This is a genomic window from Streptomyces sp. TLI_185 (assembly GCF_003814765.1).
GTDB lineage: Bacteria > Actinomycetota > Actinomycetes > Streptomycetales > Streptomycetaceae > Streptomyces.
The window spans coordinates 5429538-5443920 of the sequence record NZ_RKRB01000001.1 but is presented as its reverse complement, the minus strand read 5'-3'; the positions used below and the strand labels follow the sequence as shown (position 1 = coordinate 5443920).

The following is a 14383-nucleotide window of genomic DNA, read 5'->3' as shown; positions in this document are numbered from 1 at the left end:
GCCACGGCTCGCTCGCCGGCTCAGTGGACCAGCGAGGCCGCCCGCGTGGCGAAGAGGTGCACCCCTGCCTCGTAGAACTCAGGACGGAGTACGAACAGGACACCGGCGCCTGCCACCAGCGTCAGGCCGAGAAGTTCCAGCAACCCGCCCCTGCCAGGTGTGACGTCACGGCCCGGCACGTCGGTGTCGGCCGATGCCCCGAGGGCACTCTCGCGCTCCTTGTTGCGAACATGCTGTGTCATGCCTCCAGCCTGGACGCCCGGCCGCGCTCCCCACATCCGGCGACTGTCGGGTCCGCCCCCGCCAAGTGGCTGGAGAAGACCGGCCTGGGGTAGTAGCCGTCGGCGCCGCGGGGCGGATGCACCGCAAGCACGGCAGCACCGCGAGACACGCAGCACCGCCGGGCACATCAACTCCGTCCGGCGACGACCGGCGACTCCGGCTCGTCGGTCCCCGGGGAGCCGGGGCCGCCGGCGGCCGACGAGGGCGGCCCGGTCAGGGACCGGGCGATGACCATGGAGCCGCCGCCGTGGAGCAGAACGCTGCCGAGCACCGTCAGGGTCATGGCGTACAGGGCGGTGTCGGCGTACAGCCCGTCCGGCAGCGCGTTGAACGCGAGCAGGCCGAACACGATGGAGGTGGTGCCGCGTGGTCCGAGCGCGCCGACCATGAGCCGCTCTCGCCAGGTGAACGTCGAGCCGAGGAAGGAGAGCATGATCGGAAGGATGCGTACGACGGTGAGCGCGGCGACGCAGAGCACGACGGTGGGCCACTGGACGCCGTCCTCCATGGCGAGCACCACGGCGTTGCCGAAGAAGAACCACATGCACATCGTCATCATCGAGTTGGTGTCCTCGATGAGCTGGAAGTCCGAGGCGTGCGGAGCCGAAACGCCCCGTCGGCGGACCGGCGCCTGCCTGACATAGCGGAAGGCGATGCCGCACACGAACGAGGCCACGAAGCCGTTGCCGTCCATCGCCACGGTCACGGTGTAGGCAAGCAGCGGTGTGACCAGCACGACGATCCGCCGGGACTGCTCCGTCATCCACTCCGCGCGGTCGGCCCTGTTGATCAGCCACGCCACCAGCGCCCCGAGCACGAAGCCGACCACGAGGGCCTTCAGCGCGAACGGCACGGCCGTGCCGAGGGCCTGCATGGGGGTTCGGGTGACGGAGTTGGTGCCGACGAGGATCAGTGCGAACAGGAAGAGGGGCGACACGATGCCGTCGTTGTAGCCGCTCTCCACGTTGAGCACGCTGCGCACCCTCGCCGGGATACGCCGGTCGCGGACCAGCGTCTCGGCCGGGGCGAAGTCGGTCGGTACGACGATGCACGCGATGAGCAGCAGCAGCGCCACCGGCAGCCCGGGCAGCAGCAGCGTCCCCAGCAGCACCATCGTGATCAGGCTCAGCGGCAGGGCCACCAGCAGTGCCCGCGCGGCGGAGCCCGGGTCGTTGCCGAACAGTCGCCCGCCCGGCAACTCGGTGGCGTCGACGAACAGGAGGACCGCCAGGATGACCTCGGCCACATGCTGAGCCACCTCGGAGTTCAACGTGGCGGCGATGTGGCTGTGCGTGAACACCCCGGTGACGACTCCCGCGAGCACCAGCACCAGCGGAGCCCGCACATGCCGTTGTTCCAGCCTCCCGGCGACCAGCGACCAGCCGGCCACCACCGTGGTGATCACAATCAGGACAGAGATCATTTGAATCCGCTTCAGAACTCGGAACAGGCCGGCGGCCGCTCCACCAGGACCTGCACAAGGGCGTCGACCCGCGTGAGCACGGGCAGATGGTGCAACGTAGCCCTTCTCATCCCAGCGCACCGTTCACCGACGATCACTCCGCCGATCAGCGGGATCCGCCCCGCCGAGAGGCTGGAACCCACCATCCTGAAGGGGGCCGACCGGCAGACGTAGAACCTGCTAGAGGCGTCGGGCCCCGCGCAGCCCTTGGGCGTAGTAGCCGTCGCCGTCGAGCCGTGAGGTGCCTCCCTTGTCGCCCATGGTGGGGCCGCCCGCGTTCTTCCGGCTGGAGATGAAGCGCGGGTGGTCGGCGGTGTCCAGGCCGAGGTAGATGCCGATGTGGCCGATCCGTTTGCCGGGCAGCTCCCGTGTTCTGAAGAAGACCAGGTCGCCGGGCTGGAGCTGCTGGATGACGGCGGGGCGGCGGTCGGTGAGGGGGATCACGGGTACGCCCGACTGCGCGTGGGCGATCGCGTCGGGGGACCGCTGCAGCCCGCCGCCCGCCGCGCTGTCCCTGCTGTTCAGCGGGAACCCCGAGCGGTATCCGTACACCAGCCGGACATATCCGGAGCTGTCGACGGAGCGCGCGCGGTCCTTCTCGGGGCGGCGGGTGACCGTGTCGGGGAAGGTCCAGGGGATGCCCAGGTAGTCGTAGAAGTCCGAACCCGTGCGCCGCTTCGGCTTCCCTTGCCCGGTACGCCCCAAGTCGCCGGTGGTGTCGGGTGTGTAGCGGGCGGCACCGCTGTAGGTGACTCCCGCTGCCGTCTTCCGGGCCGGGGCACCGGCGATGTAGTCGAAGGCCGTGGCGAGGATGTCGGGGTCGCGGCTGCCGAGCCGGGAGCTGAGCCAGGTCCTGAACCAGCCGCTCTGCTCCGCGCCGCGGGCCCATGCCTTGGGCAGCAGCCGCACCCAGCTCCTGGTGACGACCTTGGCATCCGTGGTACGCGGCTCCGCGAAGGTCCTGCTGGGCCCTGTCAGTACGGCCGTACGGGCGCCGTCGGTGAACGCGGCGACGATGGTGCCGTGCCGGTCGCGGGCGACCGTGCGGGCGGGGTTGCCGATCCGCTCGAAGCGCAGCCCGCCGCTGCCGGCCCGGATTCCGGCACCCGGAGCTGCCTGTGCTGTTCTTGCCGGCAGGGGTGAGGCCTCCGGATGGCCGGTGCGGTGCCTGAGCTGGAGGGTCAGCACGCAGCTCGCCGCGAGCAGGACGGCCGTCACCACGAACAGGGCCGTGTTCCTGGACAGAGAGAACATACGCATTCCGGGCAGGGGGCGTTTCACTGGTCAACTCCGATGGGCGGGAAGGAGAGATGGCGCCGCAGGTCGGGGAGGGGGCGGCTCATGTCGTGGGCAGGGCGCCCAGCAGCAGCCCGGACACCAGAATCACGTACGCGGCGAAAGTGACCGCGCAGGTGGAGAGGACCGTCGCCGCCTTGGGCTGCCTCTCCAACTGGTAGGCGATGAGACCGGGGACGATGAACCCGAGGGCCTGATGGGCGAACAGCAGGGGGAACTGCTGCTGGAGCAACAGGGAGAGCCCGGCCTGGAGCAGGACACCGATGAGCACGACCGCGGCGAACAGCCTCTTGCCGTAGAGGATGACGAAGCGCTGCAGCACCTTGGTGAGCAGGTAGGTCAGGGCTGCCACGGCCGCGACCATGGCGGCGCGCCGCAGATCACCGACGAGGGTGAGGGCGAGCCAGCCGGGTGTGATCATGCCGCCCGGTGAGAGGTTCGTGGTCAGGTAGCACAGGAGGGAGAAGACCAGACCGAGTGCGATGCCGATGGCGGCGATCTGCGGGGTGACTACTGCGGGGATCAACGGGGTGCTCCATGGGAGGAGTTGTGGTGGGCGCCGGGCGATGTGGGGGCGTCGCCCGGGTCGGCGGGGTCGGCAGGGTCGGCGTCGGGGTGTTCGGGCGCGAGTGCCGTGAGCCGGTCCAGGAAGAGTTCGCCCTGACCGTGGATGTTGCCGATGGCGACGAGCGAGGAGTCCGGCCCCAGATGGGCCAGCAGATCCGTGGTGAGCCGGTCGGGGTCGCGGCGGTCGCCGCCGAGATCGACGACGTTCCCGGTCCAGTGGGCGGGTATGGCGTCGGCGGCCGACTTGGTGGGGTGGCCGATGAGGAAGACCGTCTCCGGGTCGAGCTGCGGGATGAGCGCGCCCATCTGCCCGTTGCGCTCCACTCGGTCGGGACGGCAGTTGATGACGACGTGCAACGGGCGGTGGATCGCGCCCAGTTCGAGCAGCTGCTCGATGTTCATCAGCGTTGACTCGGGGTCGTTGGCGGCGAAGACGTTCGCGAAGCGCAGCCGCTTCCCGTCGGGGGTGCGGTACCGCTCGACGGACAGCACACCCGGGTCCGGTGGCGCCTCGTACATTCCCTTCAGCGCGGTCGCCCGGTCGACGCCGAGCAGTTCGGCGACCGCGAGTGCGATGGCGACGTTCTCCTTGAAGGTGAACCAGCTGAAGCCGCGCAGTTCCTCGTCGGTGACGGTGTCCGGGTCGGCGTAGACCAGCTTGCAGTTCCGGGCGTCGGCCTCCTCCTGGAGGATGTGGAAGCGCTCCTTCTCCGCGGTGACGCAGACGCCGCCTTCCGGCAGGGACCGGCACAGCGAGCGGGCCACGTCGTCCAACGTCGGTCCCATCTCTTCGAGATGGTCCTCGCGGACGTTGCACAGCACGCCGATGGTGGAGCGGATCAGCTTGGTCTGGTTGATCTCCTGGAGGGCAGGCATGACGGCCATGCACTCCATGACCAGGACGTCGGGCCGGTAGGCGGCGGCCCGCCGGACGATGCCGATCTGCTCCACGACGTTGGCGATGCCGAACTTGCGGTAGACCGGCTCCTCGGTGGCGTCGGGGTGGATGAACCGGGCCGCGGTGCCCGTGGTCTTGGCGACGGTCAGCAGGCCGCTGCCGCGCAGCCCGCCCGCGCACAGCCGGGTGATGGATGACTTGCCACGAATGCCGTTGACCAGCACGCGGGTGGGTATCGCGGCGAGTTTCGCGTCATGGCGGCGCTGTTCGACGATGCCTGCGACGAGCAGGCCGGCGCAGCACGTCGCGAGGACGCAGTACAGGAAGAGCACGGCGGGTCAGCTCCTGGGACCGGGGCCGGAAGGGGAAGTGGAGGAGGTGGGTGCGCTGTCCGGGGAACCGGGCGCGGGCGGTGCGCTGGTGCGGGGGAGTCGCTGTCTGATCAGTTCGAGGCTGCGGGCGACGGATCCCACCTCGTCGTGGTAGCGCGGGTAGAGCACCGTTGTGCGGTCACCTGCCGCCAACGTCTCGGCGCCCTGGGCGACTTCACGCAGCGGACGTACGACGACGAGGTACAACCAGCCGAGGCAGAGGGCGCCCGTGCTCACCCCCAGCAGCCCGACGAGCATGATCCGCCGCTGTGCCTCGTACTCGGGCAGGCCGATCCAGAACACCGGCCGGATCGAGGCGACCTTCCAGCCGAGTGCGCTCGCGACACCCCGCTTGGCGCTGAACGGCGCCACTGCGGCGACCGCCGGATCCCTCCAGCCGAGCAGCAGCTCGGCGGAGCCCTTGGTCGTGCGGACGGCCTTCATCTGGGCCCGCAGCCGGCCGTCGGAGACCCGCCCGAAGGCCACGAACCCCTTGTTGGACGCGATGACCCGGTGCGCGGAGTCCACCAGCCACACCGAGCCGAGGCCGGGCCGGCTGAGGATGCCGGTCAGGTACTGGACCTTGAACTCGCCCACGACATAGCGGCGTCCGGATCCCGCCGTCGCACCCTTGACCGGCTGCGCGGCCACGGCGGCGACCACCGGTTCCGTGCCGGAGGTGTTCGTCTGCCTGACCCCGGTCCTGATGCGGGCCTTCTTCGGGGTACGGGGTTCATCGCCGGCGCGGACGAGGATCCTGCCGGTGCCGTCCGCGACGTACAGGGACCGGTATCGGCCGTGCTGCTCCAGGGATCTGTCGAGGACCCTGCGCGCCTCCTCCGACCGGGATGCGTCGATCACGGTGGCGAGACGGGCGAGATCGGCGTATCCGTCGTTGATCCCCCTGCGCATGCGATCCGCCGTCGTCTCGGTGCGCTGCCGCTGGTCGTCGGAGATCACCCGCGGTACGACCGCGGACGCGCGCGGCAGGGTGCTGCCGAGCGTCAGCAGCATCGACGCGGGCCAGGCCAGCAGAGCGAACGCGCACACCACGAGGACGGCGCGCAGTCCGAGCCGGCGCCGGCCCTTGCCGGTCCCGCGCGGAACACGCCCCTTGGCCGGTGGCTGAGCGACCGTCTCCTGCGACGGCCCGCCCCTGCCTCGGAGTTGACGGCGCAGTGCCTCCAGCGCGGCGCCGACCCGGGCGGGTTCCCCGAAGCGGGGCACGCGGACCGGAGCCGTGAGGTCACCCGAGCCGAGCCTGTGCGCTTCGCGACGCAACCGCAGCAGCGGCCGCTGCACCACCAGGTGGAGGGCGGCGGTGACCCCGGCCGCGAGGGCCAGGAGCACGGCCGCGGCGAGGAGAGCGAGACGAAGGTCGCCGGTGCCGGTCCCATGACGCTCGGTTCGTACCGTCGTGACGACCGTCAGTCCGAGTCCGCTGCTCGGACTCTCCTTCGCGGCAGTTCCTCGGGCGACTGCGGCGTATCCGACGGCGTTGCGGGTGTCGCCGTCCGCTGCCCTGACGAGGCTGCCGCTCGGACCGTCGAAGCCGCCGGCAGCGGCGGTGTCCGACGGCCCCTTGCCCTGCGCCTCACGGGCGGCGGTGCCGGCCAGCGCCTTGGCCCGGTCGGTGCCGGATCCCGGCCCGGCCGAGGTGAGAGTGGCCCCGTCCCGGTCCACGACGTTGAGCGTGTGATTCCTGCCGACGGAGATGCCCGGCGGCTTCAGGCTCTGGGAGGCGACGAGCAACTCCTGCCTGCCGCCTTGCGACAGCGTCGCGAAGGTCAGCAGCCGGGTGACGCCCGAGTCGTCCCGCACCAGTCTCGGCGGCGGGTTCGCCGGCAGTCCACGGAGGTTCACCTTCCCGAGCGGCACGGCCTCGCCGTGCGAGGCGAGCAGCCGACCGGTGGCCACGTCGACGACGGCTGTGCCGCGCCACTTGTGGTAGGCCCGGTCGAGGCGGGTCAGCATTCCGTCCGCCGGTACGGACGTGGCGCCACCGAAGTCCGCGGCCGCCGCCCGCAGATCGGTGACGCTCTGGTCGACGGCGCCCTGCAGCGCGACCGCCCCGTCCTCGGCGATGTGCTGCTGGGAGCTGAGGACGGCCTCGGGAACGCCCCGTTCGGCATCGCTCCCGACGGCGAACACCGTCAGACCCGCGACGAGCGCCAACAGAACCGGCAGGGCCGCCAGTGGCGGCCGCACACCTCCTAACACCGCCATGTCCGCCCGACGCCGAGCCAGGCGTTGCGTGGATATCGGGGGTCGAGTGGTGGTCAAGAAGAATCCTTTCCAGAAAAGAAGTTCTCGACCTGTCTGACGACGGGAATACTGCGCCGGTTTATCGGGGAGGTGTGACGGTACTCACTGAAAGCAATTACAGAAACCGTCCGACCTGCCCCTTTACCACACCTGCGCGTATGGTTAATTTAGACTTCGCGAAATGCTAACTATCGCGATGGAACAACCCGGGGGGAGAAAAGAATTACCCGCGAGGATTATTTTGCATTTCTTCTGCCTTGCCCATCCCGCAGTCGGCTGTTTCACCCCCGCCGATCGGCGGGGGTGCGGCAGTCGTAAAGGCCGAAGTTGCCCCTGGTGCGCCAGCCGTAGGCCCCGGAGCGGATGCGCTTGCAGTGGGACTTCACCCAGGTCGTGGCGGGGGTGGTGGGCCGCAGGTGGGTGAGCAGCACGTAGCGGAGTTGGTGAGTGGCGATCAGGTTGCCGAGCTCCGGGGCGCTGGGGAAGGGGGTCTTCCCGGTGAACCCGCCCATGACGAGCAGGGGTTGGGCCTGAGCGCGCAGCAGACGTTCCGCGGGGTAGGCGGCCTGAGTGGCGAGCAGGTACTTCTCGCCTCTGCGGTGCGTGATGAGGTAGTCCAGCAGGGCGATGTCGCGGGCGCTGGGCCGGTCGAGCCCGGCCCGGCGGAGAGCGGACGGGTCGTAGAGAGCCCTGTGGTGGAACTCGCCGACCGGACCCGCCGTCGGCGACGTGGCGGCGCCCGCGTAGCGCGGGTCGAGGGTCGAGACGGCCCAGCCGGCGGGTACGAGCAAAGTGGCCGCGATTCCGGCGGCCAGAGAGCCGCGGATCAGCTCCTGGGAGGCGCGTGACCCGCTGGACCACAGGCCGAGCGTCCCGCACACCGCGAAGATCACGGCGAACACCAGCAGCCGTGAGACGAACCACGTCGGCCGGTCCAGTACGAACGCCCAGGCCACCGTCAGCACGATCGCCGACGCAGCCACAGTCGTCTCCGGCCGCCGGACTCGTACGCGGACCGGAAGAGCGCGAGCCCGCCTCCGGCCAGCGCGGCTATCGCCGGTGCGAGCACGGCCGTGTAGTAGGCGTGGTTGCCGTTGGAGACGCTGAACACCACGGCATGGAGGGCGAGCCAACCACCCCAGAGGAGGAAACCCGCGCGCAGCGGGTCGGTCCGCGGCTCGCGGGCGCGCCAGACCAGGGCCGTTACGGCGGCGAGCACGGCGAGCGGCAGGAACCAGGCGATCTGCGGGCCGACGGTGTGGTTGACGAGCATCCCCCAGCCGGTGTTTCCGGTCATACGGCTGGCGGCGGTGGCCGGGACGGCGCCGAACGCGGTGGCGTCGTCGCTGAAGCGGCTCAGGCCGTTGTAGCCGAAGACCAGGCTGAAGGGGTTGTTGTTCGACGTGGCGTCGACATACGGGCGGTTGGCTGCGGGAGTCACCCACGCGATCAGCGCCCACGAGCAGGAGACGGCCAGCGTGACCGCACCGCTCAGCAGGAGGCGCAGAGCCCTCTGCAACGGCGGGTTGGGCGCGGCGAGTTGATACACCACGGCGAAGACCGGCAGGACGAGCCAGGCCTGCAGCATCTTCGTCTGGAAGGCGAGCCCGACCCAGACGCCACACATGATCAAAGGGAGCAGCCGCCCGGTCCGTGCCGCCTTCTGCAGGGCGCCGGCGGCTGCCACCAGCAGCAGAGCGAGGGCAGTGTCCGGGATGGTGGCTCTGTTCAGTGCCACGGTGACCGGAGTGAAGGTGAGCGTCAGCGCGGCGATCAGCGCGGCGAACGGCCCGGCCCAGGCCCGTACGATCCGGTGCAGCAGCCATACGGTGAGCACGCCCTCGATCACATGGGGCAGCGCGGCCGCCCACGTGTGCGGTCCGAAGATCCATACGGAGAGGGCATCGGGCCAGAAGGCGCCGGGCACCTTGTCGAGGGTGATCGAACCGCTGGTGTCGAGACCGCCGAAGAAGAAGGCCCGCCAACTGGTGGCCATCGACCGTATCGCCGCGCTGTAGTAGGGGTGGATCGCGGCGTGCCCCATGCCCCAGGCGTACAGCAGTGCGGCGACGCCCAGCACCGCGGCCAGCGCCGGGCGTTCCCAGCGCGCCGGAGCTTCCGGCCGGTCGGCGCGGCGGTGCGATTCCCGGCGCAGGCCGTGGCAGCCGGTGCTCAGGGCGGTGAGGATGGCGGCCATGGCGAAGGTCCTTGGAGTCAGGGTTGAGGCGGAACGGCAGGCTCAGCGGACGGAACGCGCCAGTCTGGTGGCGCCGTTGAGCAGGTACTCCAGCGGTCCGCGGCGGAAGAAGCGGGACCAGACCGCCGCGAACACGGTGGCCCCGACGATGAAGCAGAGCAGCAGCGCGGCGGAGGCGGACTGCGGCGGGGTGGCCGCTTCGCCTGGCAGGGCGAGGATCACCAGGATGTGGCCCACGTAGAGGGTCAGGGACATGGTGCCGACGGCGATGATCGGAGTTGCCGACCGGCGCAGCCACGACAGTCGGTCCAGGGCCACCGTCAGGCACAGGAGCACGGTGATCGCGATCCCCAGGCTGCCGATGAGGTCGAACGTGGAACCGCTGTGCGGCTCGGCTGCCAGTAGCCCCCATGCGTCCGGGCCCCACAGCCCACCACCGACCGGCGCGTCGAAGGAGCCCGATGCCATGCCGGGGTCCTTCATGGCACCGGGGTCCTTCATGGCAGGCATCCCGGCCATGAGCTTCTGAGCGCCGCCGGTCAGCCGGAGCACCAGCCACGAGACGCCGTATCCGAACGCGATCAGCGCGGGACCCACCACGGCCAGCCGCCGCTGCACCGCACGGGAGCTCAGGTCGAGTCGGCCCAACGTCATGCCGGTGACCACGAACGTCATCCAGGTGATCGCCGGGTAGAGGCCGGTGAGCAGGAGATCGAGCACGCCCACGCCGGAGATGCGCGCGATCGGGTCGTACGAGTCGATGCTGTGCACGATCGACTCGGTGAGCAGCGCCCGGATCACATACGCCACCTGCGGTGTGACGACCGCGAGCGTCACCGCGGTGATCGCGAGCGTCCTGGCCCGCAGCCGCAGCAGGGGCAAGGCCAACAGGAAGTACAACGCGTAGAAGTTGAGGATCCCGGCGCCGCCGAAATTGGTCATCGCCAACGCGCTGCCCACCACCAGCAGGATCACGGCCCGGATCACGATCCGGGCCTTCGCCTGCCGGCCGGCCAGTCCGGACTTCGGCTCGAAGCGGCCCGCGATCAGCATCAGCGAGAACCCGGCGAGGGTGGCGAACAGCGCCGACGCCCGGCCGCTCGCCAGCTCCAGGAACCAGTCGCCAACGCCGCCGCCCGGCGTGGGTGCGGGACCGACATGCACGGCGAACATTCCGAACACGGCCAGTGCACGGGCGAGGTCCACCCCGACCAGCCGCGCCATCGGCGCGGGGCGTTCCGTCGCCGTGGCGGACCCGGGTGAGGGTGAGGGTGAGGGCCGACGAGGCGTCTTCTCGGCGCTTTCGATCTCGGTCACCGGGACAACCTTGCCGAGGCGGGGAGCAGTCGACCATCCGCCGGGCTTCGGGAGGTGCCCCGCCGGTCGGCCGACCGGCCCCCTCCGATTGGCGGGGGCCGGTCTCGGCCGTACACGAACGACTGTGGCCGCCGACCTGGACGCCGGGATGGGGCCCGTCGGCACCGGCAACGACGGTTGCGGACGCCGACGGCCCGGGGCACACGCCACGGGCGGGTGGCGGTGCTGCCGGGCCGTCAGCCGTCAGCCGTCGGTGCGAAGGGGGTTCAGCTGCCGTGCGAAGCCCTGCTGCGGCGTCGGCGAAGCACCGGCAATGAGCCGGCAGCGATGGCCAGCAGGCCACCGAGCGCACTGTAGGTGACAGTGCTGCCCATCCCGGTCGAAGCCAGGTTCTCTCAGATCCCGCCGTGGACCCTGGTGCCCCCGTCCTTTCCGATCACGGCAACCTTTGTGTGCGTGGCGGCGACTGACAGGCAACCGGGTCCCAGGCCGAGGCACCCCTACGCCAGAAAGACAAGCCGTTGCCAGATCAGAACCGCCCTCATCGCCGCCGTCCGGCGACCCGCCGCCTGCTGGCCGCCGCCGTGGTTCTCGCCGCCGCGGGTGCTGCCGTACCGCTGGTCGCCAAGGCCGCCCTCACGCCGAACGCCGGCACACCGACCGTGGCCGCCGACGCGGCGGCCGGCAGCGGCCGCTACTTCGGCACGGCGGTGGCCTCGGGCAAGCTCGGCGACTCGACGTACTCCGCGATTCTCGACCGGGAATTCAAAATGATCACCCCGGAGAACGAGATGAAGTGGGACGCCATCGAGCCCTCCCGCGGCAACTTCAACTTCGGGCCCGCCGACCGGATCGTCAGCCACGCCACCGCGCACGGCCAGCGCCTGCGCGGCCACACCCTGGTGTGGCACTCGCAGCTGCCCGGCTGGGTCAGCTCCCTCACGGACGCGAACACGCTGCGCAGTGTGATGAACAATCACATCACGCAGGAGATGAGCCACTACAAGGGCAAGATCTACGCCTGGGACGTGGTCAACGAGGCGTTCGCCGACGGCGGCAGTGGCCAGCACCGCAGCTCCGTGTTCCAGAACGTGCTCGGCAACGGCTTCATCGAGGAGGCGTTCCGCACCGCCCGCAACGTCGACCCCTCGGCCAAGCTCTGCTACAACGACTACAACATCGAGAACTGGACCGACGCCAAGACCCAGGGCGTCTACAAGATGGTCAAGGACTTCAAGTCCCGCGGCGTGCCCATCGACTGCGTCGGCTTCCAGAGCCACTTCGGCACCGGCGGACCGCCCGCCAGCTTCCAGACCACGCTGTCCAACTTCGCCGCGCTCGGCGTGGACGTGCAGATCACCGAGCTCGACATCGCCCAGGCGTCACCGACCGCGTACGCCAACGCCGTCAAGGCCTGCGTGAACGTCGCTCGGTGCACGGGCATCACCGTGTGGGGCATCCGCGACAGCGACTCCTGGCGCACCGGTGAGAACCCGCTGCTGTTCGACGCGGGCGGCAACAAGAAGCCCGCGTACGACGCGGTGCTCACCGCCCTGGGCGGCAGCAGCAGCGGCGGCGGAAGCAGCAGCACGCAGGCCGGGGACATCACCTCCGGCACCGTCTACACGCTCTCCAACGCGGCCGCCGGACGCGTTCTCGACCAGCCCGCCGGACAGAACGCCAACGGCACCCCGCTCCAGGTGTGGGACGCCAGCGGTGCCTCCAACCAGCAGTGGCGGGCCGGCCGGAACAGCGACGGCACCTACACGCTGACCAACGTCGCCAGCGGCCGGGTACTGGACGAACCGGGCAACCAGACGGCCAACGGGACCAGAATGACGGTCTGGGACTCCAACGGCGGCGCCAACCAGCACTGGCGGGCCCGCCAGAACAGTGACGGCTCCTACACGCTGACCAACGTCGCCAGCGGCCGGGCGCTGGAGCTCCCCGGCGGTCGGACCGCCAACGGCACTCCCGTCCAGATCTGGGACTCGGGCAGCGGCGCCAACCAGCACTGGAACCTCAAGCCGACCGCGGCGCCGAAGAGCGACACCTGTGCTCTTCCGTCGACGTACCGGTGGAGTTCGACAGGTCCGCTGGCGCAGCCGGCGAACGGATGGACCTCGCTGAAGGACTTCACGACCGTGACGTACAACGGCAAGCACCTGGTCTACGGGTCGAACTACTCGGGATCGGGGTACCGCTCGATGGCGTTCGCCCCCTTCACGAACTGGTCGGACATGGCGACGGCCACCCAGACCGGGATGAGCTCGTCCGCGGTGGCGCCCACGCTGTTCTACTTCGCGCCCAAGAAGATCTGGGTGCTGGCGTCCCAGTGGAGTGGCGGCTGGCCCTTCAACTACCGCACGTCGAGCGACCCCACCAACCCCAACGGCTGGTCCGCACCGCAGCCGCTGTTCACCGGCAGCATCCCGGGCGCCGCCCCGATCGACCAGACCCTGATCGCCGACGACCAGAACATGTACCTGTTCTTCGCCGGTGACAACGGCAAGATCTACCGGGCGAGCATGCCGATCGGGAACTTCCCGGGCAGCTTCGGCTCGTCGTACACCACGGTCATGAGCGACACGGAGAAGAACCTGTTCGAGGCACCGCAGGTCTACAAGGTCCAGGGCCAGAACAAGTACCTCATGATCGTCGAGGCGCGGGGGGCGAACGAGCAGCGCTACTTCCGCTCCTTCACCGCCTCCAGCCTGAACGGTTCCTGGACCCCGCAGGCGGCCACCGAAAGCAACCCCTTCGCCGGCAAGGCCAACGCCAATGCCACCTGGACCAACGACATCAGCCACGGTGACCTGGTCCGCAACAACCCCGACCAGACCATGACCATCGACCCCTGCAACCTGCAGTTCCTCTACCAGGGCAAGTCCCCCAGCGCCCCCGGGGACACCACCCCCTACGACAAACTGCCGTACCGGCCGGGCGTCCTCACCCTGCAGCACTGACCCGACCAAGGAGTGGAGGCCCGGCGGAACCTGCTCCGCCGGGCCTCCACCTGGAGCGGAATCACTGCCTCACTTGCCGTAGTACGCGCGGCGGATCGAGATCGTCCCGGATCGTGCGGCACGCGGGGTGTCGACCGGGGTGCACCTTCCGGATGGTCCGAGCCGGCCGGTCGGCGGGGGTGGCGATCGTGCTGCGCCTGTACTCGGAGGGGTTCAACAAGAACAGGACCGGCGTGGTGCAGGAGCTCGTCGGCGCCGGCTACGTGCAGCACGACAAGTCGGTGCCCGGCGGAGTCGACGGGCAGATCAAGGAGTTCAACGGTCTCAGGGCGAAGATCCCCGGTGCGGTGGCAACCGTCAAGCACGTGGCCGCCGACGGTGACCTGGTGGTCGTGCACTGGCAGGCGTCGGCCACCGCGGCGAACGAGGCGACCGGCGAAGCCAGGGTCGACCTGTACCGGGTCGGCAACGGCAAGCTGGTCGAGCACTGGGGCATCACGCAGACCGTGCCGGCGAAGACGGCCAGTGGAAACTCGTTGTTCAGCGACGTGTACCGGTACCCGAAGAGGGCGCCGGTCCTGTCCGAGGAACAGGAGGAGAAGAACCGGAAGTTCGCGGTCGACGCGTACCGCAGGCTTTCCGACGGTGACGCGACCGTGATCGACAAGCTTGGGATCCGCGGTACTACCAGCACAACCCGGCGATCGGCAACGGAACGGCTCCGCTGAAGCAGTTCCTGCAGCAGGGCACCAGGACGCCACC

General features: G+C 69.8%; 12 protein-coding genes. 2 read left to right on the top strand and 10 right to left on the bottom strand.

Annotated elements, in window-relative coordinates; translation table 11 throughout:
* Positions 1 to 20: 20 nt before the first annotated feature.
* The 10 genes from EDD92_RS25085 to EDD92_RS25045 form a co-directional block, all read right to left on the bottom strand.
* Positions 21 to 242: a hypothetical protein gene (locus EDD92_RS25085; protein WP_123966371.1), complete on the bottom strand. Its 222-nt coding sequence runs from the start codon at positions 240 to 242 to the stop codon at positions 21 to 23.
* Between the two features lie 167 nt (positions 243 to 409).
* Positions 410 to 1705, bottom strand: a complete 1296-nt coding sequence (locus tag EDD92_RS25080) for a sodium:proton antiporter (protein ID WP_123966370.1) — start codon at positions 1703 to 1705, stop codon at positions 410 to 412.
* A 219-nt stretch (positions 1706 to 1924) separates the two neighbouring features.
* Positions 1925 to 2998 (bottom strand): C40 family peptidase, encoded by a 1074-nt coding sequence (locus EDD92_RS25075; protein WP_260326736.1) that lies wholly within the window; start codon positions 2996 to 2998, stop codon positions 1925 to 1927.
* 85 nt (positions 2999 to 3083) lie between these two features.
* Complete coding sequence (locus tag EDD92_RS25070; protein WP_123966369.1) at positions 3084 to 3566, bottom strand: poly-gamma-glutamate biosynthesis protein PgsC/CapC; 483 nt, start codon at positions 3564 to 3566, stop codon at positions 3084 to 3086.
* The gene (gene pgsB / locus EDD92_RS25065) at positions 3563 to 4837 is read right to left on the bottom strand and encodes a poly-gamma-glutamate synthase PgsB (RefSeq protein ID WP_123966368.1); all 1275 of its coding nucleotides are present in this window, start codon (positions 4835 to 4837) and stop codon (positions 3563 to 3565) included. Before pgsB ends, EDD92_RS25070 begins: the two co-directional genes overlap by 4 nt.
* Before the next feature lie 6 nt (positions 4838 to 4843).
* Entirely contained in the window at positions 4844 to 7084 is a 2241-nt protein-coding gene (locus EDD92_RS25060; RefSeq protein ID WP_123966367.1) for a HAMP domain-containing protein, read from the bottom strand.
* A gap of 338 nt (positions 7085 to 7422) precedes the next feature.
* Complete coding sequence (locus EDD92_RS51325) at positions 7423 to 8124, bottom strand: hypothetical protein (RefSeq protein WP_260326735.1); 702 nt, start codon at positions 8122 to 8124, stop codon at positions 7423 to 7425.
* The gene (locus tag EDD92_RS51320; protein ID WP_260326734.1) at positions 8100 to 9338 is read right to left on the bottom strand and encodes a glycosyltransferase family 39 protein; all 1239 of its coding nucleotides are present in this window, start codon (positions 9336 to 9338) and stop codon (positions 8100 to 8102) included. The genes EDD92_RS51325 and EDD92_RS51320 overlap by 25 nt, the downstream gene beginning before the upstream one ends.
* Before the next feature lie 42 nt (positions 9339 to 9380).
* Complete coding sequence (locus EDD92_RS25050; RefSeq protein ID WP_123966366.1) at positions 9381 to 10655, bottom strand: DUF418 domain-containing protein; 1275 nt, start codon at positions 10653 to 10655, stop codon at positions 9381 to 9383.
* A 266-nt stretch (positions 10656 to 10921) separates the two neighbouring features.
* Entirely contained in the window at positions 10922 to 11029 is a 108-nt protein-coding gene (locus EDD92_RS25045; protein ID WP_123966365.1) for a hypothetical protein, read from the bottom strand.
* Between the two features lie 195 nt (positions 11030 to 11224).
* Between EDD92_RS25045 and EDD92_RS25040 the strand changes: the two genes are divergently transcribed.
* Both EDD92_RS25040 and EDD92_RS25035 read left to right on the top strand, forming a co-directional pair.
* Positions 11225 to 13621: a non-reducing end alpha-L-arabinofuranosidase family hydrolase gene (locus tag EDD92_RS25040; RefSeq protein ID WP_123970530.1), complete on the top strand. Its 2397-nt coding sequence runs from the start codon at positions 11225 to 11227 to the stop codon at positions 13619 to 13621.
* Between the two features lie 152 nt (positions 13622 to 13773).
* Positions 13774 to 14349, top strand: coding sequence for an ester cyclase (locus EDD92_RS25035; protein WP_123966364.1), 576 nt, complete (start codon positions 13774 to 13776; stop codon positions 14347 to 14349).
* The last annotated feature ends 34 nt before the right edge of the window (positions 14350 to 14383 follow it).